The sequence below is a fragment of the Agrobacterium sp. Ap1 genome (assembly GCF_017313375.1).
In the GTDB taxonomy this organism is placed as follows: Bacteria; Pseudomonadota; Alphaproteobacteria; order Rhizobiales; family Rhizobiaceae; genus Neorhizobium; species Neorhizobium cellulosilyticum.
This window is the reverse complement of the sequence record NZ_JAFLMY010000009.1, coordinates 13,131-35,554: the sequence shown is the minus strand read 5'-3', so window position 1 is coordinate 35,554 and position 22,424 is coordinate 13,131. Positions and strand designations below refer to the sequence as shown.

At 61.3% G+C, this 22,424-nt stretch carries 14 protein-coding genes; 7 read left to right on the top strand and 7 right to left on the bottom strand.

Features of this window, described 5'->3' with window-relative positions; genetic code table 11:
• Positions 1-2 precede the first annotated feature (2 nt).
• The 6 genes from hydA (at position 3) to JZX87_RS17965 (ending at position 11,425) form a co-directional block, all read left to right on the top strand.
• Positions 3-1,463, top strand: coding sequence for a dihydropyrimidinase (hydA, locus tag JZX87_RS17990; RefSeq protein ID WP_148144475.1), 1,461 nt, complete (start codon positions 3-5; stop codon positions 1,461-1,463).
• The gene (locus tag JZX87_RS17985) at positions 1,460-2,119 is read left to right on the top strand and encodes an aspartate/glutamate racemase family protein (protein WP_148144474.1); all 660 of its coding nucleotides are present in this window, start codon (positions 1,460-1,462) and stop codon (positions 2,117-2,119) included. The genes hydA and JZX87_RS17985 overlap by 4 nt, the downstream gene beginning before the upstream one ends.
• A gap of 5 nt (positions 2,120-2,124) precedes the next feature.
• Entirely contained in the window at positions 2,125-3,039 is a 915-nt protein-coding gene (locus JZX87_RS17980; RefSeq protein ID WP_148144473.1) for a LysR family transcriptional regulator, read from the top strand.
• 72 nt (positions 3,040-3,111) lie between these two features.
• On the top strand, positions 3,112-3,966 hold the full coding sequence (locus JZX87_RS17975) for a D-amino-acid transaminase (protein WP_206827143.1): 855 nt from the start codon (positions 3,112-3,114) through the stop codon (positions 3,964-3,966).
• A gap of 216 nt (positions 3,967-4,182) precedes the next feature.
• Positions 4,183-9,678 carry a glutamate synthase-related protein gene (locus JZX87_RS17970; protein WP_206827141.1) on the top strand — a complete coding sequence of 1,832 codons (5,496 nt, stop codon included), beginning with the start codon at positions 4,183-4,185 and terminating at the stop codon, positions 9,676-9,678.
• A 10-nt stretch (positions 9,679-9,688) separates the two neighbouring features.
• Positions 9,689-11,425, top strand: a complete 1,737-nt coding sequence (locus JZX87_RS17965) for a sulfite reductase subunit alpha (protein WP_206827138.1) — start codon at positions 9,689-9,691, stop codon at positions 11,423-11,425.
• A 32-nt stretch (positions 11,426-11,457) separates the two neighbouring features.
• Here JZX87_RS17965 and JZX87_RS17960 read toward each other — a convergent pair whose 3' ends face one another.
• Genes JZX87_RS17960 through hutI form a run of 4 tightly spaced genes read right to left on the bottom strand, consistent with a single transcriptional unit; the run spans position 11,458 to position 16,570 of the window.
• On the bottom strand, positions 11,458-12,030 hold the full coding sequence (locus JZX87_RS17960; RefSeq protein WP_206827136.1) for a HutD/Ves family protein: 573 nt from the start codon (positions 12,028-12,030) through the stop codon (positions 11,458-11,460).
• A gap of 4 nt (positions 12,031-12,034) precedes the next feature.
• A complete protein-coding gene (gene hutU, locus JZX87_RS17955) occupies positions 12,035-13,720 on the bottom strand; it encodes a urocanate hydratase (RefSeq protein WP_206827135.1) in 1,686 nt (561 codons plus the stop codon).
• A 28-nt stretch (positions 13,721-13,748) separates the two neighbouring features.
• A complete protein-coding gene (hutH, locus tag JZX87_RS17950; protein WP_206827133.1) occupies positions 13,749-15,284 on the bottom strand; it encodes a histidine ammonia-lyase in 1,536 nt (511 codons plus the stop codon).
• Complete coding sequence (gene hutI, locus JZX87_RS17945) at positions 15,281-16,570, bottom strand: imidazolonepropionase (RefSeq protein WP_206827131.1); 1,290 nt, start codon at positions 16,568-16,570, stop codon at positions 15,281-15,283. Before hutI ends, hutH begins: the two co-directional genes overlap by 4 nt.
• A 117-nt stretch (positions 16,571-16,687) precedes the next feature.
• Between hutI and JZX87_RS17940 the strand changes: the two genes are divergently transcribed.
• Entirely contained in the window at positions 16,688-18,049 is a 1,362-nt protein-coding gene (locus tag JZX87_RS17940) for a formimidoylglutamate deiminase (RefSeq protein WP_206827294.1), read from the top strand.
• 158 nt (positions 18,050-18,207) lie between these two features.
• Here JZX87_RS17940 and araD read toward each other — a convergent pair whose 3' ends face one another.
• From araD to JZX87_RS17925, 3 genes are read right to left on the bottom strand one after another with little or no spacing between them, the layout of a single operon-like run.
• Positions 18,208-19,947 carry an L-arabinonate dehydratase gene (gene araD / locus JZX87_RS17935; RefSeq protein ID WP_206827130.1) on the bottom strand — a complete coding sequence of 580 codons (1,740 nt, stop codon included), beginning with the start codon at positions 19,945-19,947 and terminating at the stop codon, positions 18,208-18,210.
• Positions 19,948-19,987: 40 nt separating this feature from the next.
• Complete coding sequence (locus JZX87_RS17930; RefSeq protein WP_206827129.1) at positions 19,988-20,890, bottom strand: dihydrodipicolinate synthase family protein; 903 nt, start codon at positions 20,888-20,890, stop codon at positions 19,988-19,990.
• Positions 20,891-20,896: 6 nt separating this feature from the next.
• Positions 20,897-22,396, bottom strand: coding sequence for a tripartite tricarboxylate transporter permease (locus JZX87_RS17925; protein WP_206827128.1), 1,500 nt, complete (start codon positions 22,394-22,396; stop codon positions 20,897-20,899).
• Between the last annotated feature and the right edge of the window lie 28 nt (positions 22,397-22,424).

The window sequence follows — 22,424 nt, the reverse complement described above, 5'->3', positions numbered from 1 at the left end:
AAATGACAGAGTTCGATACCGTCATCCATGGCGGCCGTATTGCCACCGCATCCGATGTTTTCGATGCCGATATCGGCATCATCGACGGTCGCGTCGCCGCAATCGGCGAGAAGATCGCCGGCGGCGCTCGACGTATCGATGCGGGCGGCAAGCTGGTGGTTCCAGGCGGCATCGAAGCACACGCCCATATCGCCCAGGAAAGTTCGAGCGGCCTGATGTCCGCCGACGACTATTATTCGGGCTCTGTCTCCGCCGCCTTCGGTGGCAATTCCTCCTTCATTCCGTTTGCAGCACAGCATCGCGGTCAGTCGATTGCCGATGTCATTTCCACCTATGACGGCCGCGCGGCGCCGCAATCGGTGCTCGACTATTCTTACCATCTGATCATTTCCGACCCGTCCGCCGCTGTGCTGGAAGAGCTGCCCGGCGTCTTTGCTCGCGGTATCACCTCCTTCAAGGTGTTCATGACTTACGACCTGATGAACATCGGCGATGGCGGCATGCTCGACATTCTGACGGTGGCGAAGACGCATGGCGCGCTGACCATGGTCCATGCCGAAAACAACGACATGGTCAAATGGATGAACAAGCGGCTGGCCGCTTCCGGCCTCACCGCGCCGAAATACCATGCCATCAGCCGTCCGGAACTGGCCGAAGAAGAAGCGATCAACCGCGCCGTCTCACTGGCGAAACTCGTCGACGCCGCGCTCTTCATCGTCCATGTCTCGACCGCTGGCGGTGCCGCCATCGTCCAGCGGGAAAAGCTTGCCGGCACGAAACTGTTTGCCGAAACCTGCCCGCAATATCTGGCGCTGACCCGCGAAGACCTCGACCGGCCGGGCATGGAAGGTGCAAAATTCATCTGCTCGCCGCCGGTGCGCGATACGGCAACCCAGGCCGCACTCTGGCGGCATGTGCAGTCCGGCACATTCGAAAGCGTGTCTTCCGACCACGCGCCTTACCGCTTCGATGCCACAGGCAAGTTCGCCAATGGCACCGATGCACCCTACCCCAGGATTGCCAACGGCATGCCCGGCATTGCCATGCGCCTGCCCTACCTCTTCTCCGAAGGCGTCGCCAAGGGCCGGATCACGCTGCAGCAGTTCGTTGCGCTTTCAAGCACGAACGCGGCCAAGACATTCGGAGTGGCGAAAAAGGGCACAATCGCGCCTGGTTACGATGCCGACATCGTCATCTGGGACCCGGAAGCCCGCCGCACGGCAACGCTTGCCGATCAGCATGACAACATGGACTACACGCCCTTCGAGGGCATGGAGATTGAGGGCTGGCCGGTCCTCACGATGAACCGTGGCGACGTCATCGTCGAGAACGGCGAGTTGAAGGCGGAGCGCGGCCGCGGCCGCTTTATCGCCCGCAACCCGGTCAATCTCACGGGCAAGCCCGGCTACCGCGCCAAGGAACTCGATCCGGTGCAGAATTTTGGCGTGGAGATCGCACCATGAGCAATATCGGCCCGATCCTCGTCATCAATCCGAACAGTTCCGAAAGCGTAACCGAAGGCCTTCGTGAAGCAGTTGCCGGCATGCAGTTTCCCGGCGGCCCGGTTATCGAATGCGTCACCATTAAGGAAGGCCCGCCCGGCGTCGTCACCCAGCGCCATGTCGACGAGGCTTCGCTTCGCACGGCAGACCTGATCGAAAGCCGGCCGGATGCGTCCGCCTATGTACTGGCCTGCTATTCGCAGCCCGGCCTTGATCTCGCCCGGTCGATCACCACCAAACCCGTCTATGGCATTCAGGACGCCGGTGTGTTGAGTGCGCTGGCGCTTGCCGATCTCTTCGGTGTCATCGCTGTCGCCGAAGGCTCGATCCCGCGCCACCTGCGCAATCTTCGTCGGCTCGGTGTCGATGGCAGGCTTGCCGGTGAGGTCGCGCTCGAAGGTTCGATCAGCGTCGCGGAAAGCGGCCATGGCGAGGAGAGCTATTCGGCACTGCTCAAGGCCGGCACGAAACTGCGCCAGATGGCCGCCGGTGCCGTCGTGCTCGGCTGCGCCGGCATGTCCGGCCACCGCCGCAGGCTGGAAGGAGAACTCGGCATCCGCGTCATCGACCCGACCCAGGCGGCCGTTGCCATGGCCCTCGGCGCAGTTTTGACCTGACAGCCATGACCGAAATCGAGCACAAGCCGGATATCTCGCTGCGCCTTCTCGAAATCTTCGGCGCGATGATGCGTTGTGAGACGACAGTCGAGGCAGCCGAGCAGCTGGGCATCTCCCAGCCGGCCGTGTCGAACGGCATCCGCCAGCTCGAAAACCAGCTTGGCGTGACCCTGTTCGAACGCCTGCATCGGCGGCTGGAGCCGACCGAGGAAGCCCTGCTTCTATTCGAGGAAGTCCGCCCGGTCTTCAGCATGCTGCGCAACTTTTCCGCCCGCGCCCGTTCGATCAGGCATGGCACGTCGGGCCGGTTGCGGATCATGTCGACGCCGCCACTCGGCAATACGGTCGCGCCGATGGCGCTCGCCCGTTTTCTAAAGGACCGGCCGGATGTTTCGGTCGCCTATGACGTACGTCGCCTCGAACACGTCATCGATGCCGTCCAGAGCGGTGCTGCCGATATCGGCCTCGCCATCGCGCTTGAGCGCCATCCATCAGTCAATGTCGAGGTTTTGGCGCGCACTCACATGGTCGCACTGGTGCCGAAGGAGCACGAGGTCGCGGCACGCCAGGAAGTGACGGTCAACGATCTCACGGAACATGGGTTCATCGGCCTGGAGGTCGAATCGCGCATGGGCCAGATGCTGCGCGACGCCTTCGAGCGCGACGGCATGACCTATGAGCCGCGTGTCGAAGTCCGTTATTGCGCGACGGCAGCGGTTCTGGCCGGTGCCGGGGTTGGCGCCGCTATCGTTGATCCCTATAGCGCCGCCTATCAGCCGTCTGAAGGACTGGTACAGCTTCCCTTCCAGCCGCCCTGCGAGATCCCGGCGGTGATGATCACCCGCAAGGGCGTTCCACGCTCGCGCCTGCTGCATGGTTTCATCGCCGAACTGAAACGAGCCGTCGGCGATGTGTTGTGATCCCTATTTTGCCTTATCGGCGCTGCACAGCATTCGCTGACCGCCACTCATCATCCTGAAGGAGAATCCGTCTTGTCCCGTATCGTCTATCTCAATGGCGAATGGCTGCCTGAAGCCGATGCCAAGGTTTCCATTTTCGATCGCGGCTTTCTGTTTGCCGATGCGATCTACGAAGTGACCGGCGTCATCGGTGGCAAGCTTCTCGAATATGACGGTCATTCAGCCCGCCTGAAGCGCTCGATCAGCGAACTGGGCATCGAATTACCGATCTCGACCGAGGAACTGCTGGAAGTCCATCGCGAGATCGTCCGTCGCAACGATCTGACGGAGGGCCTGATCTACCTGCAGATTTCCCGGGGCGCCGCCGATCGCGACTTCGCCTTCCCGAAAGAGCCGAAGCCGACGCTGGTTCTCTTCACCCAGGCGAAATCGGTGATCGAAAATCCCAAGGTGAAAACCGGCATGTCCGTGGCGCTGCTGCCCGACTGGCGCTGGGAGCGTCGCGACATCAAGACCGTGCAACTGCTCTATCCGTCCATGGCCAAGATGCAGGCAATGGAAAAGGGCGCCGATGACGCCTGGCTGGTGGAAGACGGCTACGTTACCGAAGCAAGTTCGGCGACTGCCCATATCATCGACAAGAGCGGCAAGCTGATCACCCGGCCGCTGTCGAATGCCATCCTGCACGGCATTACCCGAGCCAGCGTCCTCGACATCGCCGACAAGGCCGGCATCCCTTACGAGGAACGCCCGTTCTCGCCGGAAGAGGCGAAGGGAGCAGCCGAAGCCTTCATCACATCGGCAACAAGTTTCGTCCTGCCGGTCACCGTGATCGACGGCCAGCCGGTGGGCGACGGCAAGCCCGGCCCGCTGACCCTGAAGCTGCGCGAGCTTTATATCGCGCACAAGACCGCCAGCGCGATCTGATCGTCAGTATCACTTTGAGACGAGCAAGGATGAAGCCATCCTTGTTCGTCGCAAGTTCTGTAAACCGCTTCCATACCGCGACTTCTCAGGTAGACCCACACCATCTCGGCCGGTCGCCGGAGTGTTGTTGTGCGATGCAAAAACGATTAAACTTGACTCATTATATCACATTATATAGGTCAGCACAGTTGACTTATTTCCTGTGGGAGTCTGAGCATGGAAGCGATAAACAAGGGCTTCGGTCTATATGATCCCGCAGAGGAAAAAAGCAGCTGCGGCGTCGGCTTTATAACGAGAAAGAGCGGCGTTCAGACCCACGACGTATTGCTGAAGGGACACGAAGCTCTTTGCGCCGTCCCCCATCGCGGCGGCATGTCCGCAGAAGGTGTCGGTGACGGAGCTGGTATCTCCGTGGACCTATCTCTGGGCTTTTTCCGAAAGCTGACCGGACGCCCAGATCTTCAGCGGCGCCGCTTCGGCGTCGGCAACTTTTTCCTGCCAGCTAATCCCGCATTCTACGAAGAAGCAGAGCGCCTCGTCGAGGCGGCGCTGGCGGAACAGGGTTTCGGAATTCTCCTAAAGCGTGACGTGCCGGTCGACAATGATGCGATCCGTCCTGCCGCCATCCGTTATCAGCTGACGATTCGCCAATGGGTCTTTGGCTGTCACAGCGAGGCCGCTTCGCAGGCCGAATTCGACTTCCGCATCCACAAGGCGCTGCTTGCGATCGAGGCGGAAGCCTATACGCGCGCCGAACTTGGCGGTCTTTACCCGATTTCGCTCAGCGCCCGCACCCAGGTTCTGAAGGGCCGCCTCAATTCGGATGAGGTCATTCCTTATTTCCGCGATCTGGTGGATCCAGACCACATGATCCACACCATGTATTTCCACACTCGGTTTTCCACCAACACGGACCCGCATCCGTCCATGGCCCAGCCGTTCCGGCAGATGGCGCATAACGGCGAACTCAACACCGACCGCAAGAACCGCCTGTCCGAGGCAGCGATTGCGGCTGCGAAGAATGCTGCGATCATCCGTCCCAAGGGACAGTCGGACAGCTGCCGTCTCGACCAGACGCTGCAGTCCCGCGTTCTGGAAGACGGCCTCGATCTGGTAACCGCCGTTGTCTCGATGATGCCGCCGGCATGGGAAAACGACAAGACGCTATCGGCCGAAGTCGTCGCCATGCTCGAATATTTCTCGCTCTACGAGGAGAAGAACGACGGGCCGGCAGCGCTGATCTTCGGCAATGGCGATGTCATTGGCGCGCGTCTCGACCGCCTCGGCCTGCGCCCGCTACGCACTGTCGAGACGGAAGACTATCTCTGCGTCATGTCGGAAGCCGGTCAGATCGCCTTTCCGCCGGAAACCGTGCTCAACCGCGGCCGCATCGAAGCCGGCGGCATGCTCATTTACGATCACGTCGAAAAGCGCAGCTATGGCACGGTCGAAGCGCTGGAAATGCTGGCTGCCAGCAGGCCATACCGCGACCTGCTGGTCGAAGCCCGCGTGCGCCTTTCAGACCTGCCGGAAATCCCCGCCGAAGCTCAGGGCTCGCCGCTTCGCTATAATGGCGACCTTGAGCGCCACCAGCGTTACGTTGCCTATTCCCACAATCAGGAAAGCTTCAAGTTCCTGATGGACCCGATGCTTCAGACCGGCGCGGAAAAGATCTCCGCCATGGGCTATGGCAACGCCATCAACGCGCTGTCCGACCAGGAAGGCGGCGTCGCGAAGTATTTCTCGCAGCGTTTTGCCCAGGTGACCAACCCGCCGCTCGACAGCATCCGCGAGGCCGACGGCATGACGCTCAGGATCGCGCTCGGCGCCAAGCCGAATATCGGCGCGAAGGCAGCAAGGCAGATCGTCATCCCCTCGCCCATCCTCACTCATCTCGACATGCTGAAGCTGCGCGAGCAGACGGAAACACCTTTCCGCTGCTTCGAGATGCTCTACACGCCGATCCTCGACGATGCGGATGCCAATGCGCTGGCGCTTGAGGCCGGCATAGGCACGCTTTGCGATGCGATTGCAGCCTTTGCCCGCGAGGAAGGCGGGATTGCCGTCGTCACAGACCGGCATGTGTCACGCGACCGCGCGGCGCTTCCGATGATCCTTGTCGTCTCGGCAATCAACCAGAAGCTCATTGAGGAAGGCGCACGTCTGCGCGTTTCACTCGTCGTCGAAAGCGGCCAGATCTCGTCCTCCCACCATGTCGCGGCGGCGCTCGGCTTCGGCGCTTCGGCTGTTTACCCGCTCGGCGTGCAGTTCCGCGCCGAGGAAAAGTTCGGGGCGGAAGCCGACAAGGCCTTCAAGCGCTTCGCCAAGGCGGCCGAAAAGTCGCTGATGAAGACCATGGGCAAGGTCGGTCTCTGCACCGCCGAAAGCTATGTCGCCGGCGAATTTTTCGAGCCGAATTTCCTCGATACCAGCGATCCGGTGCTCAAGCGCTACTTCCCGAACGTCAAGACGCCGGTCGGTGGCGTCAACTTCAAGGTCATCGCCCAGGCGGTCGCCGACTGGCATGCCAAGGCATTGACGGTGAAGAGCGAGGATGAGATCCCGTTGCTTGGCCTGTTCAAGGAACGTGCAGAGGGTGCCGGTCATTCCTTCGGCACCACGGCCGTGCGTGGCTTCGTCGATATGACGGAGGAAATGCCCTCATTCGCCGAACCGGATGGCGAGGAAGATCCCTTCCTGCGCCTGCTCACCCTCAACCGCCTCGACGACGCTTTCGGCATCGACGACGCGGCCTATACCAACACGAGCTACGACCGCCTGTCTTCCGAAGCGATCGACCGTTTCACCATCACGCCCGGTTACCGTTCCTTCGCCCGGATGATGGCAGAAGAACGCGCCCGTCGTCCCGCCGCTCTTCGCGACGTGCTGGCCTTCCCGGCAGATGTCACCTACGCGACCTCACCGGACGATTTCCGCAAGGAGATGAAGCGGTTTTCCCGCAAGGGGAACAACAGCTTCCTCGTGCGTGGACTGTGCTGCGAGGCCTTACCCGACGATGTCTTCCGCCTGACCCTGACCGGTCCGCAGGGCGGCGATCTTGCCCGGCTTGCAGCGCTCGGCCAGTCGCTCGTCGTCCGCTTCGGCGCAGATATCCTCGGCCATTGGCTGGAAGGCGGTGCGCTTGCCGTCCACGCGAGCGGCCAGGCTCTCGCTTACCTGAAGCTTCTCGGCACCGCCCCCACCGGCATTGCGCTCGATGAGGTTCAGCCGGCGAGCGAAATCACGCCGCTTCTCGCATCGGGCGCCATGAGCCATGGTGCGCTGGTGGCAACCGCTCACGAAGCCGTCGCCCACGGCACCAACATGGTCGGCGGCATGTCGAATTCCGGCGAAGGCGGCGAACATATTTCCCGTTACGGCACGATCCGTGCCTCGCGCATCAAGCAGTTCGCGTCAGGCCGTTTCGGCATCTGGGCAGGTTACCTCGCCGATCCGATGCTGGATGAGCTGGAAATCAAGATCGGCCAGGGCGCAAAGCCCGGCGAAGGCGGACAGCTGCCTGCCGCCAAGGTGACGGTCGAGATCGCTGCGGCGCGCGGCGGCACGCCGGGCGTCGAACTGGTCTCGCCGCCACCGCATCACGATACCTATTCGATCGAGGATCTGGCGCAGCTCATCCACGACTGCAAGGCGGCGCGCGTGCGCGTCATCGTCAAGCTCGTCTCGTCGGAAGGTATCGGCACGATCGCCGTCGGCGTCGCCAAGGCGGGTGCCGATGTCATCAACGTCGCCGGCAATACCGGCGGTACCGGGGCGGCTGCCGTCACCAGCCTCAAATACACCGGCCGCGCCGCTGAAATCGGCATTGCCGAAGTGCATCAGGCGCTCTGCGCCAACGGGTTGCGCCAGAAGGTGCTGCTGCGTTGCTCCGGCGCGCACCAGACCGCCAGCGACGTGGTAAAGTCCGCCCTACTCGGCGGCGACAGTTTTGAATTCGGTACGACGGCGCTGATGATGCTGAAATGCGTCATGGCGAAGAACTGCAACATCAAGTGCCCGGCGGGCCTCACCACCAATGCCGAAGTGTTTGACGGCGACCCACGGGCGCTGGCGCAGTATCTCCTGAACATCGCCCATGAAACCCGCGAAATCCTCGCGTCCCTCGGCTTCCGGTCTCTTCGCGAAGCGCGGGGACGCAGCGACCTTCTTCACCTTCTCGATCACCCGTCCAGCGTCGGGCAGCTTGACCTCCGCGCGATGCTGCAGGTGGTCGAGGAGGTGAAGATCACCGATCCGGTCTATATGGAAAAGGATTACGCAGTCGATGATGCCTTCATCGACATGGTGCGCTCGGCATTGATCGACGGCGGCCTGCCGGTGGTCGAGCTTGGCGGCAACCAGCATCTCAACAACCGCAACAAGAGCGTCGGCGGCCAGCTGGCGGTCGATATCGAGCGGATGCTGAACCACGAACTGAGCGAGGACGAGACACGTCATCTTCCGGCGGTGCGGCAGGACAAGCGCGGTCGCCGTTTCCTCGATGCGGGTTCGGTCAAGATCGCCACATCCGGCTCCGCCGGCCAGTCCTATGGCGCATTCTGCAACGACGGCATGATGCTGACACATACCGGCACCTGCAATGACGGCGTGGCTAAGAGCGCCAATGGCGGCACGATCTCCGTTCGTTCGCCGGGCGGCGGTTCGGTCGAGGCAGGCGGCAACGTGCTGATCGGCAATTTCGCCCTGTTCGGTGCAACCGGCGGCCGCCTCTTCGTCGAAGGCCAGGCGGGCGACCGGTTTGCCGTGCGCAATTCCGGCTCCACCGCGGTCGTCGAAGGCGTTGGCGATTTCTGCTGCGAATACATGACCAACGGCGCCGTCCTCAATCTCGGCTCCTTCGGCAAGGGCGTCGGCAACGGCATGAGCGGCGGCTTCTTCTATCAGTACGATCCCTATCGCGACCTGCCGAAGAAGATGAGCCACGATTCCATCCTGATCGGCTCGATCGCCGATCCGACCGACCCTTATGTGGCCTTCCACGCCGACGCGATCCGCATGATGCTGCAATGGCATGTGGAAGCGACGGGATCGGAAAAGGCGCGCTGGCTGCTCGAAAACTTCGAAAGCGAACGCTCGAATTTCGTCTATTGCCTGCCGCGCGCACTGCTCCTCTATCAGGATAGCGATGCCATCCTGAAGGCGAAGAGCCGCAAGGACCTGATCGAGGAACTGTCGACCGCACTTGCCGGCCATCAGGTGCGCAAGTTCAAGCTCGCCTATCGCGATCGCAAGCCGATATTGAACGGCAAGGCTCCCGGCCATGGTGAGACGGACACCGAAGAGATGTTCACGCTCATCAACAACTACACGGTGCTTTCCATGGCGCAGTCGCTTGCGATGGCGCGGGTTCCCAACGCACTCGGCCCGTCCGAACCGGCGGTCGAAAAGGCGGTGCGCAACCTGATCCTGACCGAGGATTTCGCGCTGATGCAGAAACTGTCGCGTTATGCCCGCGAGGCGATTGCCGATTACGACGACCAGGGCCTTGCGGTTCTCGTCTCCGAAAAGCGGCTTTCGGATTATCGCCAAGCGCTCGCCGGCCGCAACACGCTGTCGATCGACAGCCCCGGCACCTATGGCTGGATCATCCAGCAGACGGAAAGCAACCGCGACCGGATCGGACGCATCCCGAGCTTCGAGGAGCTCTTTGCAGCCAAGGCCGTCGGTGGCCTTGCAACAGCCAGAGCCTGAGACCGTGCCGATGATGATCCCGCATATCCCCGAGGACGCTCCCTTCAACGGCGAACAGCGCGCCTGGCTGTCCGGTTTCATGGCCGGCCTCAATTCGCGCCTCATCGCTGGTGAAAATACCGCCAGCGCTCCGGCTTCTAGTGCCGCGCAGCCGATCCATATCCTTTACGGCACCCAGACCGGCAATTCCGAAAATCTGGCCATGGATGCCGCCGCTTCCGCCAAAGGCATCGGGATGGCGCCGGAGGTGCGCGGCCTCGACGATATCGAGATGGAAGCGCTCGCGGCAATGCGCCATGTGGTGATCGTCACCTCCACCTATGGCGAGGGCGAGATGCCGGACAATGCCCAGCTTTTCTGGGAGGCATTGTCCGCCGATACCGCGCCGCGTCTCGAGGGCATGAAGTTCGCCGTCTTGGCTCTTGGCGATACCGGCTATGACGGCTTCTGCCAGGCGGGCAAGTTGATCGACACACGCCTCGAACAGCTCGGCGCCACGCGTATCGCCACCCGTCTAGATTGCGATATCGATTTCGAGGATGCCGCTGCCGCATGGTTTGGCGAAACCCTGCCGCTTGCGGCCGAAAAGCCGGTCGCCGGCGCAGCCACCGCGACGGCACCATCACGAGAACAAACCGGCTGGAGCCGTAAGAACCCTTACGTCTCGACAATGGCGGTCAATCGCCGCCTCTCCGGGGCAGCTTCGACCAAGGAAATCCGTCATTTCGAATTCGATCTGGCAGATAGTGGTCTCGTTTACGAAGCAGGTGATGCGCTCGGTGTCATGCCGGTCAACGATCCGGCACTGGTCGATCTGCTGATCGCAAGGCTCGGCGCTGCGGCCGAAACAGAAATCAGCGGTGCCTCACTCGGCGCGCGGCTCTCGACCCAATATGAAATCTCGACGCCGTCGCGCGACCTGATTGCCGAAGTCGAACGCCGTGCCGGCCACGAGGAACTCACCCATGTCGTCCGCAATGGCGACAAGGAAGCGCTCGATGCGTTTCTGTGGAGCAAGGACACGCTCGACCTGATCTCACTCATTCCGCAAGGCAGCCTGAATGCCTTGGAGTTTGCAGCTCTTTTGAAGCCGCTTCAACATCGCGCCTATTCGATCTCGTCCAGCCCGAAAGAGGCAGAAGGTAGCGTCCATCTCACCGTTGCAAGCGTCCGTTATCACGCTGCCAACCGCGATCGAGGCGGTGTCTGCTCGACCTATATGGCGGATCGGGTGACTGAGGGTGCCTCCGCAGGCATTTTCGTCTCGCCGAACAAGGCTTTTCGCGTACCCGGCAATGACGATGCGCCGATGATCATGGTCGGTCCCGGCACCGGAATTGCCCCCTTCCGCGCCTTCCTGCAGGAACGTCGTGCCCGCGGGGCAAAGGGCCGCAACTGGCTGTTCTTCGGTGACCAACGCCGCGAAAGCGACTTCATCTATGAAGACGAGCTTTCGACGATGAGCCGCGACGGCCTACTGACCCGCCTCGATCTCGCTTTCTCGCGCGATCAGGATGCCAAGATCTATGTCCAGACGCGGATGAAGGAAAACGGCAAGGCGCTGTTTTCCTGGCTGGAAGACGGTGCCTCCTTCTACGTCTGCGGCGATGCCAGCCGCATGGCCCGCGATGTCGACACTGCGCTCGGTGAGATCATCGCCGAACATGGCGGCATGACCGCGGAAAAGGCAGCGGACTATCTGGCCGGCCTGAAGAAGGACAAGCGGTATCTCCGCGACGTCTACTGACGGCTGACTTATGCGGTTGCGAGCCTGACAGGTCAGTGGCTCGCGGACGCGAAGATCTCGATGACGAAACAGGGCTCTTGGGTCTCAAGCCTCAAGTCACGGCTATCTGCCGGATTATCAAGGATCACGGCGTCGAGCGGGCCAAGCTCGACCGGTGACACCTGCGCCTTGCCCGTCACAACGAGGATGACGAGTGTCGCCTCAGCAGAGAACCCGATCTCGCCGCCGTGCTCTGCCCGTGTCACACGATGCGAAAAGCGCCCGCGCCGGGTCATCACATTCAGATCGGTAATCGGCCCTTCCTGAAGCACGGCTTCGGTCTTGGCATCACCCGCAAACGAAAACGGCATAGATTTACGGCCAAGTATCGTCGACGCCATGCCTTCGACCGAAAGCATCATGCCATCCCCGGTCAGGATGCTCAGCGTCCGGTCAATGCCCGGAAAGATGGAGAACGGGCCATCGGACACGACCGGCGCCATGCTGATGCGCCAGTCGAATGTGTCGACGTTCGCGCTTTCAGGAAAGACGGCGATCTCGACCGTCTCTCCCTTGCCGTTCTTCCACGGCATGCGCTCGTGGTCGCCTGCACGAAGAATGCGCATCGGCTCAGTTTCCGAGGATGCCAGGGAGACGCAATCCCTTTTCGGTCGCGCATTCAACGGCGATCTCATATCCCGCATCCGCGTGGCGCATGACGCCGGTCGCCGGGTCATTCCACAGCACTCGCTCCAGACGGCGCTCGGCATCTTCCGACCCGTCAGCGCAGATCACCATGCCGGAATGCTGCGAATAGCCCATGCCGACGCCGCCGCCGTGATGCAGCGACACCCATGTGGCGCCCGATGCGGTATTCAGGAGCGCATTGAGCAGTGGCCAGTCGGAGACGGCATCCGATCCATCCTTCATCGCTTCCGTCTCACGGTTCGGCGACGCGACCGAGCCACTGTCGAGATGATCGCGGCCGATGACGATCGGGGCGGAAAGCTCGCCATTGCGGACCATTTCGTTGAAGGCGAGGCCGAGCTTGTGGCGATCACCGAGACCCACCCAGCAAATTCGTGCCGGAAGTCCCTGAAACGCAATACGTTCCTTCGCCATGTCCAGCCAGTTGTGCAGGTGCTTGTTGTCCGGCAGCAGTTCCTTCACCTTGGCATCGGTCTTGTAGATATCCTCCGGATCGCCGGAGAGTGCGGCCCAGCGGAACGGGCCGATGCCGCGGCAAAAGAGCGGACGGATGTAGGCTGGCACAAAACCGGGGAAGGCAAAGGCGTTTTCCAGCCCCTCATCCTTGGCCACCTGACGGATATTGTTGCCGTAATCGAGCGTCGGCACACCGGCATCCCAGAAGGCAACCATGGCTTCGACATGCGCCTTCATCGATGCGCGGGCGGCGACTTCAACCGACTTCGGATCGCTTTCGCGCTTGGCCTTGGCCTCCTCGACCGTCCAGCCGATCGGCAGATAACCGTTGCGCGGATCATGCGCCGAGGTCTGGTCGGTAACGATATCGGGGCGTGGGCCACCGGCCTGCATGCGCTTGACCAGTTCCGGGAAGATTTCGGCGGCATTGCCGAGCAGGCCGACCGATTTGGCTTCGCCCTTGGCCGTCCACTCGGCGATTAAGGCCAATGCTTCGTCCAGCGTCTTCGCCTTGGCATCGACATATCGAGTGCGCAGGCGAAAATCGATGCGGGTCTCGTCGCATTCCACCGCAAGGCAGCAGGCGCCGGCCATGACGGCTGCGAGCGGCTGGGCGCCGCCCATGCCACCGAGGCCACCGGTCAGGATCCACTTCCCCTTGAGGCTGCCGTTATAGTGCTGGCGACCGGCCTCGACGAAGGTTTCATACGTACCCTGAACGATGCCCTGCGTGCCGATATAGATCCACGAACCGGCGGTCATCTGGCCGTACATGGCGAGACCCTTCTTATCCAGCTCGTTGAAATGGTCCCAGGTCGCCCAATGCGGCACGAGGTTGGAATTGGCGATCAGCACACGCGGCGCATCCTTGTGGGTGCGGAACACGCCGACCGGCTTGCCGGATTGCACAAGCAGGGTTTCTTCTTCGGTCAGCGTCTTCAGCGTTGCGGCGATCTTGTCGAAATCGTCCCAGGTGCGGGCCGCGCGGCCGATACCGCCATAGACGACCAGCTCATGCGGGTTCTCGGCCACGTCCGGGTCGAGATTGTTCATCAGCATGCGAAGCGGCGCTTCCGTCGTCCAGCTCTTGGCATTGAGTTCAGATCCCCGCGGGGAGCGGACGTCGCGGATATTGTGGCGCGGATTGGTCATGACTTCTGTTCCCGTTGTTCTTCTGCAATCAGATGTCGAGCACCGGCAGGATGCCGGGAGAAATAGCGGAGGCGAGTGCACCGGATGAAACGAGGACACTCGCGGCAGCAAGATCCGGCGCCATGTAGCGATCGTCTTCGAGCGACGGAATGGCAGCGCGCAGCACCGCCACGGCCTTTTCCAACTCCGGGCTGGTCTTCAGCGGACCGCGCAGCTCGACGCCCTGAACCGCAGCAAGGGCCTCGATGCCGAGAATGCCGAACAGGTTTTCCGTCATCGCCAGCAGGCGGCGGGCACCGTGGCATGCCATGGAAACATGATCTTCCTGGTTGGCCGAAGTCGGCGTCGAATCCACCGAGGCCGGATGCGACATCTGCTTGTTTTCGCTCATCAGCGCGGCAGACGTGACTTCGGCGATCATCAGGCCGGAATTCAGGCCCGGTTTTTGCGAGAGAAACGCCGGCAGGCCATAAGAGAGGGCGGGATCGACCAGAAGCGCTACACGGCGCTGGGCAATCGCGCCGATTTCGCAGATGGCGAGCGCCGTCTGGTCGGCGGCGAAGGCGACCGGTTCGGCGTGGAAATTGCCGCCCGAAACGACTTCGCTATCGGAGAGAACCAGCGGATTGTCGGTCACCGCATTGGCTTCGATTTCCAGCGTGCGGGCGACCTGTCGCAACAGGTCGAGGCAGGCGCCATCCACCTGCGGCTGGCAGCGGATGCAATAGGGATCCTGCACACGTTCGTCACCCTCGATATGGCTTTCGCGGATTTCGGAACCGGTCAGAAGCTGGCGCAGCGCGGCACCGGCATCGATCTGCCCCTTGTGACCACGCAAAGTATGGATGTCCGGATGGAAAGGGGCGGAAGACCCCATTGCCGCATCGGTGGACAATGCGCCAGTAACCAGTGCAGTCTGTGCGGCGCGATGGGCGCGGAACAGACCGGCAAGCGCCAGCGCGGTCGAGGTCTGGGTACCGTTGATGAGGGCCAGTCCTTCCTTGGCAGCGAGCACGACCGGCGTCAGGCCTGCCTTTGCAAGCGCATCGGCGGAAGCCATCCGCTCGCCGGCGAAAAAGGCCTCACCCTCGCCCATCATCGAGGCTGCCATATGGGCAAGCGGTGCAAGGTCGCCGGAAGCGCCGACCGAGCCCTTTTCAGGGATGACCGGGATGACGCCCTTTGCCAGCATGCCCTCGATCAACCGCACCAGATCCAGCCGGACGCCCGAAGCGCCGCGACCAAGCGAGATCAGCTTCAGCGCCATGATCAACCGCACGACGTTTTCCGGCAAGGCAGCGCCGATACCGCAGCAATGCGACAGGATGAGATTGCGCTGCAGCGTGGCAAGATCGGCACTGTCGATCTTGATCGAGGCGAGCTTGCCGAAGCCGGTATTGATGCCATAGACGGGCGCGTTGCCGGCGGCGATCTCGGCGATGCGACGAGCGCCCTTCTCTATGCCCGCATCGAAGGAGCGGTCGAGAACGGCCGGTTCATTGTCCCAATAGATGTTTGCGAGATCGGCAAGCGGGACGCTGCCCGGATGAAGCGTGATCGTCATGCGGATACCTGCTGGCCCTTGATGGTCTGGCCTTTGAAGATGCGGGAATAGAGCGGATTGAAGCCGATGCGATAAACAAGCTCCGCAGGGCGCTGGATATTCCAGATCGCGAGATCGGCGGACTTGCCGACTTCCAGCGTACCGGTTTGGCGCAGAAGTCCGAGAGCCCGGGCCGCCTCGCGCGTGACGCCGGCAATGCACTCATCCACCGTCAGGCGAAAGAGCGTTGCCGACATGTTCATCGTCAGAAGCAGTGAGGTCAGCGGAGAGGTGCCGGGATTGCAGTCGGTGGCGATTGCTATCTTCACACCAGCATCGCGCAGCGCCTGGATTGGCGGCTTTTGGGTTTCATTGATGGCGTAAAAAGCACCGGGCAGGATTACGGCCACCGTGCCCGCCTCGGCCATCGCGGCAGCACCCTCGGCATCGAGATATTCCAGATGATCGGCAGACAGCGCGCCATAGGACGCCGCCATTTTTGCCCCGCCAAGGTTCGACAACTGTTCGGCGTGCAGCTTTACCGGAATGCCGAACGCCTTGGCGTGATCGAAGACACGAGCCATCTCCTCGACCGAAAAGGCGATGCCTTCGCAAAATCCGTCGACGGCATCGATCAGACCTTCGGCATGCGCCTTGTCCATGCCCGGCAGCACGATATCGGTGATGTAATCGCCGTTGCGACCCCTGTATTCGACCGGCGTCGCGTGGGCTGCGAGATAGGAGGTTACGACGCGAACGGGGCGAACCTTTTCCAGCGCGCGCGCGGCGCGCAGCATGTTGAGCTCACCTTCGATCGAAAGCCCGTAACCGGACTTGATCTCAAGCGTCGAGACAGCTTCGGCAAGCAGAGTATCCACGCGCGGCAGCGCCGCCTCGACCAAACCTTCAACGGAAAGCGCATTGGTTGCCTTGACGGAGGAAACGATGCCGCCGCCGGCGCGCGCCACCTCTTCATAGGTCGCGCCTTCGAGCCGCATCTCGAATTCCATCGCACGATCGCCGCCGAAGACGATATGCGTATGGCAATCGATCAGACCCGGCGTGATCCAGCGCCCCTCGCAATCGATGATCGAGGCAGCATCCTTCAAATCCGCCGGTAGATCGACCTCAGCGCCGACGAATACGATCCGCCCATCCTTGGCCGCGATCGCGCCATTCTCCATGACGCCAAGCCCATTCGCGCCCTCGGCAAGGGTCGCCAGATGCGCATTTGTCAAGACCGTGATGCCCGCATGAGGCTCGGAATGACTGGAAGAAACACTGCCCAAGTTTTCGTTCCCGCACATTGATTGCGCCTTTAATTATGGGTAAACATGTATATACATAATAGCCATCTTGGCAAGCGTTTATCTTCACCTGAAGATACACCCGTGATCAGACAATCCAACGACGGACCGGCAATCATGACCAATTCGGCTGCTTCGACGCTTCATGCAGGCTCGGCACTCCTGCCTCAGGGATGGGCTTCCAATGTGCGCATCTCGATCACGGGCGGGATTATCTCGGATATCGATTTCGGCGTTGACGCCAAGGCAACCGACGAGCGTCATTCGGTTCTCGTCCCTGCCATGAGCAATCTTCACAGCCACGCATTCCAGCGCGCCATGTCCGGCTTGGCCGAACTTCGCGGACCGACAGACGACAGTTTTTGGAGCTGGCGCGTCCTGATGTATCGTTTCGCCCTGCAGATGACGCCGGAACAGATCGAGGCGGTTGCGGCACAGCTCTATATGGAAATGCTCGAATCCGGGTTCTGCCGCGTCGGTGAGTTCCACTATCTGCATCACGACCGCGACGGCTCGCTTTATGCCAATATCGCAGAACATGCCGAGCGGATCGGCGCGGCGAGCGCCGAGACGGGTATCGGCCTCACCTTGCTGCCGGTCTTTTATGCGCATTCCGGCTTCGGCGGGCAGGCTCCGATCGACGGCCAGCGCCGTTTCATCAATTCGACAGAGAGTTTTGGCCAACTGATAGAGGCTTGCCGGACAATGCAGGCCTCACTACCCGGCATGCAGCTCGGCATAGCGCCGCACAGCCTGCGCGCAGTCACGCCCGACGAGCTGACCGCTATTCTGCCCTTGGCCGAAGGCGGCCCCGTGCATATCCATATCGCCGAACAGACCAAGGAAGTGGAGGACTGTATCGCATGGTCCGGTGCGCGCCCGGTCGAATGGCTGCTGGATCATGCTCCGGTCGATGATCGCTGGTGCCTGATCCACGCCACCCACCTGACGGATCAGGAAGTGGCGAATATGGCCACAAGCGGCGCGGTCGCCGGTCTCTGCCCGATCACCGAGGCCAATCTCGGTGACGGTACGTTCGCAGCCTCCGCATTCCTTTCAAAGGGCGGCCGCTTCGGCGTCGGGTCGGATTCCAACGTGCAGATTTCTCTCGCGGGCGAATTGCGCCAGCTCGAATATTCGCAACGTCTCGCTCATCGCGCCCGCAACGTCATTGCGGCACCGAACGGATCAACCGGTCGCCGACTTTTCGACGCGGCTATTTATGGCGGGGCACAGGCTCTTGCGACGAAGGCGGGGCTGGCTGCAGGCGCCCCCGCCGATATCGTTGCTCTCGATACCGGCAATGCCTCCTATCTCGCAGAGGACAGCCTGCTTGATAACTGGATTTTCGGTGGAGATGTCACAGTCGAAAGCGTCTGGGCTGCAGGCAACAAGAAGGTCGTCAACGGCCGGCACGTAGCACGAGACAAGATCCGGAAACACTTCGCAAAAACAATGCAGGCCCTGCTTAGCGGTTAAGCGGCTACTGAATAGGGCGACTCGCGCCGGACCGATTTAGACACGACAACCAGCAAGCTTTTGAAGCGGACTTTGCTGCACAAGATGCCATCAGGCTGTGAGCAGCTGGGCCTGAACATGAGACACTAAGGGGGGTATTTCGCCCCCTCAACGCTTGCTTAATTGATCACCGGCTCAGACACTTTGGCACCGAATTCTGTCTTTAGAAAATCGAAGTCACAGCCCTTGTCTGCCTGTTCGATATGTTTGGTGAACATAAAGCCATAGCCCCGCTCGTAGAGCGGCTCGGGTGATACCCAGGCAGCCTTGCGTGCCGCCAGTTCATCATCCGGGACGAGCATGTTGAGGCTGCGGGCCGGAATATCGAGTTCCACCATATCCCCGGTTTTCAACAGGGCCAGCGGTCCACCGACAAAGGCTTCCGGTGCGGCGTGCAGCACGCAGGCCCCGAAACTCGTTCCCGACATGCGGGCATCGGAAATCCGCACCATGTCCCGCAGGCCGAGTTTCAAAAGCGCTTTCGGCATCGGGATCATCCCCCATTCCGGCATTCCCGGTCCGCCCTGCGGCCCTGCATTGCGCAGCACCAGCACCGTTTCCGGCGTCAGTGGATAATCGGGATCGTCGATAATCTTCTTCAGTTCCGAATAGCTGTCGGCCACCAATGCCGGACCCTGGTGCCGGTGAAATTTCGGATCGCAGGCCGCGGGCTTGATCACTGCTCCATCCGGGCAAAGATTGCCCTTCAAGACGGCCAGCGACCCTTCGTGATAGACGGGATTGGACAGCGGCCGGATGACATCCTCGTTCCAGATCTTCACATCATCCAGCCCATCCGTGAGCGGCTTGCCTGTGACGGTGATAGCGGTCGGATCCAGCTTGTCGCCAAGCTGCTTCATCAGCGCCCGCAAGCCCCCGGCATAGAAGAAATCCTCCATCAGATAGGTCGCGCCTGAAGGACGGATGTTTGCGATAACCGGCGTCGTGCGGCCGATGCGGTCAAGATCCTCTAGTTCCAACGGCACGCCGGCGCGGCGCGCCATGGCGATCAGGTGGATGATCGCATTGGTCGAACAGCCCGTCGCCATCGCCACTGTGACGGCGTTGGTGACAGCAGCCGGCGTGATCACCTTTTCGGGCGTCAGATCCTCCCACACCATCTCGACGATCCGCCGGCCGCAGGTGGCCGACATGCGCTGATGGTTGGCATCGGCCGCCGGAATGGAGGAAGCATTCGGCAAGGTGAGCCCCATCGCCTCGGCAATCGCCGTCATCGTGGACGCTGTGCCCATGGTCATGCAATGGCCGTAGCTGCGGGCGATACCGCCTTCGATCCCCTGCCATTCCTCTTTTGAAATCGTTCCGGCCCGCCGTTCATCCCAATATTTGAAGCCGTCTGTGCCGGAGCCCAGAGCCTTTCCGGCATAGTTACCGCGCAGCATCGGCCCGGCCGGCAGGTAGATGAAAGGCAGTCCCATCGACACCGCGCCCATGACCAGTCCCGGCGTGGTCTTGTCACAACCACCCATCAGCACCGCACCATCAATCGGGTGCGATCTGAGCAGTTCCTCTGTCTCCATTGCCAGCATGTTGCGATAGAGCATGGTCGTCGGTTTGACGAAATTTTCCGAGAGCGACAGCGCCGGCAGTTCCATCGGAAAGCCGCCTGCCTGCAAGACACCACGCTTCACCCATTCAGCCCGTTCGCGAAAGTGCATGTGGCAGGGCTGCGCATCCGACCATGTGTTGATGATCGCAATGATCGGCCGACCTTCCCAGTCTTCCGGCGCATAGCCCATCTGCATGGTCCGCGACCGATGGCCGAACGACCGCTGGTCGTCCGGCATCATCCAGCGCGCCGAGCGCAGTTCCTCATACGTCTTTTTCCTGATCGTCATTCTTCACTCCTCGCACCATAAGGCGCTGCCAATCGGCTCATCAGAAGCTGATTCCGTTGCCTGAAATGAAAGCCGAAAGCGCAGCTTGCTGCTGTGCCGTCAAAGGCCAGGCCGAGGGCGGGCGTGCTGGGCCACAATCATGCCCAATCAGCGCCAGCGCGGCCTTCACCCCGGTCACATTCGTCCCGTTCATCTCTTCAGCCCGAACCGACTCGAAGTCCTTCATGCCGTCGATCAGCCGGTTGGCGCCCGTATAGTCACCCGTTGCAAGTGCGGCATGAATGGCAACTGACCTTTGCGGCCAGACATTGATGAGGCCGGACGTGAAACCTCGCGCACCAACCGCATAGAATACCGGTGCCCAGATCTCCGCCAGACCGCCCACCCAAACGATCTCCGGATCGCAGGCCGCCATCGCTTCCGATAGTTTCAATGGGTTTGGCGTTGCCCATTTGACGCCGATGACGGAGGGCAGCGCGCACAGATCCGCAATCGCCCTGGTGCCGATTGCATCGTTGCGCAAATAAAGCACGACCGGCAACCCGTCTGCCGCATCCGCCACCGTCCGTACGTAATCGACAAGCCCGCGCGGGGAGGAAAACGGATCCGGTGACTGATGGACCATCAGCGCCGAAGCGCCGGCTTGACGCGACACGGATGCCAGCCGACAGGCATCACGTATGCCTCGCCCGACGCCGGCTACCAGTGGCACCCGGCCGGCCACATGTTCGGCCGAAGATTGCACCATCGCCTCTGCCTCGTCGAGCGTCAGGGCGTAAAACTCGCCGGTATTGCCATTGGCGACCATGATATGGACGCCCGCGGCGATCGCCCGATCGATGATCGGCTCCTGCATCTCCGGCAGGATATCGCCGTTATGATCGTAAGGCGTGACCAGAATGCCGGATATGCCGGTAAGGGCGGATTTCAGATCCTGCATCATTGCGTCCTACTCCGTAAATGCCTCTTCGCGCTTGCGGCTGATGCTCGGCGAAAGCACGAGCGCCAGAACCACGACGGCGAAGATCAGAAGCGAAAGGCTGAGCGGGCTGCGCACGAAAATCGACGGATCGCCCTGGCTGATCAGCATCGCACGGCGCAAATTCTCCTCCAGCATCGGCCCAAGAATGAAGCCCAGAAGCAACGGCGCCGGTTCGAACCGCATTTTGCTGAGCGCAAAGCCGATGACGCTGAAACCCGCCATGACGAATACGTCGAAGACGCTGTTGTTGATGCTGTAGGCGCCGATGCAACAGAAGCCGATAATAGCAGGGAAGAGGAGATGATACGGCACGGTTAGCATTTTCACCCAGAGCCCGATCAGCGGCAGGTTGAGGATGACAAGCATGAGGTTGCCCGACCACATTGAAACAATCATACCCCAGAACAGAGCCGGTTCGTCCGAGATGACGTTCGGACCGGGGGTAATACCCTGTATGATCATGGCGCCGACCATCAACGCCATCACCGGGTTGCCAGGAATGCCGAGCGTCAGCATCGGAATGAATGAGGTCTGCGCGCCGGCATTGTTGGCGGATTCCGGTGCTGCAACGCCTTCGATCGCCCCTTTGCCGAATTCGGCGCGGTTTGGGGAAATCCGTTTTTCCATCGCATAGGAAGCAAACGAGGCAAGCATCGCTCCACCGCCGGGCAGGATCCCGAGAAAGGAACCGAGGGCGGTGCCGCGAAGGACGGGGGCGATGATCCGCTTGATATCCTGCCTGGTCAGCATCAGTCCGGTGACGCGTTTCACACCCACCGAACGTTCATGCTCGCTTTCCAGGTTGCGCAGGATCTCGCAGATCCCGAAGATACCCATGCTAACGGCAACGAAGTTCAAACCGTCATAGAGTTCGGGAATATCAAAAACATAACGCGGCGTGCCGCTCTCCACATCGGTGCCGACCGTGCCGAGGATCAATCCGAAGACGATCATTGCAAATGCCTTCAACAGCGACCCACTGGCGAGCGCAACCGAAGCGACGAGACCCAGCACCATCAGCGAAAAATATTCCGCCGGCCCGAAATTCAGCGCTACGGCTGCCAGAGGCGGTGCGGCAACAGCAAGAAGGATGGTTGCCACTGTACCTGCGAAAAACGAACCGAGTGCCGCCGTAGCAAGCGCAGCACCGGCTCGGCCGTTGCGCGCCATCTGATACCCGTCGATTGCAGTAACAACCGAGGAGCTTTCGCCCGGCAGATTGATCAGGATCGCCGTTGTCGAGCCACCATACTGCGCACCGTAGAAGATGCCAGCCAGCATGATCAGTGCCGATTCCGGCGGCAAGCCGAAAGTGATCGGCAACAGCATGGCGATCGTCGCCGTCGGCCCTAGCCCCGGCAGTACACCGATCGCGGTGCCGAGCAGGCAGCCGATAAAGCCATAGAACAGGTTCATCGGCATGAAGGCGGTCGAAGCACCGAGCCAGAGGTTAGAGAAGATATCCATAAGCAATCCATTCCGTTTCGTCGGCTAG

Coding starts and splice junctions, on each gene's coding strand:
- hydA (WP_148144475.1), top strand. CDS start 3: ATGACAGAGTTCGATACCGTCATCCATGGCGGCCGTATTGCCACCGCA.
- JZX87_RS17985 (WP_148144474.1), top strand. CDS start 1,460: ATGAGCAATATCGGCCCGATCCTCGTCATCAATCCGAACAGTTCCGAA.
- JZX87_RS17980 (WP_148144473.1), top strand. CDS start 2,125: ATGACCGAAATCGAGCACAAGCCGGATATCTCGCTGCGCCTTCTCGAA.
- JZX87_RS17970 (WP_206827141.1), top strand. CDS start 4,183: ATGGAAGCGATAAACAAGGGCTTCGGTCTATATGATCCCGCAGAGGAA.
- JZX87_RS17965 (WP_206827138.1), top strand. CDS start 9,689: ATGATGATCCCGCATATCCCCGAGGACGCTCCCTTCAACGGCGAACAG.
- JZX87_RS17960 (WP_206827136.1), bottom strand. CDS start 12,030: ATGCGCATTCTTCGTGCAGGCGACCACGAGCGCATGCCGTGGAAGAAC.
- hutU (WP_206827135.1), bottom strand. CDS start 13,720: ATGACCAATCCGCGCCACAATATCCGCGACGTCCGCTCCCCGCGGGGA.
- hutH (WP_206827133.1), bottom strand. CDS start 15,284: ATGACGATCACGCTTCATCCGGGCAGCGTCCCGCTTGCCGATCTCGCA.
- hutI (WP_206827131.1), bottom strand. CDS start 16,570: ATGTGCGGGAACGAAAACTTGGGCAGTGTTTCTTCCAGTCATTCCGAG.
- JZX87_RS17940 (WP_206827294.1), top strand. CDS start 16,688: ATGACCAATTCGGCTGCTTCGACGCTTCATGCAGGCTCGGCACTCCTG.
- araD (WP_206827130.1), bottom strand. CDS start 19,947: ATGACGATCAGGAAAAAGACGTATGAGGAACTGCGCTCGGCGCGCTGG.
- JZX87_RS17930 (WP_206827129.1), bottom strand. CDS start 20,890: ATGATGCAGGATCTGAAATCCGCCCTTACCGGCATATCCGGCATTCTG.
- JZX87_RS17925 (WP_206827128.1), bottom strand. CDS start 22,396: ATGGATATCTTCTCTAACCTCTGGCTCGGTGCTTCGACCGCCTTCATG.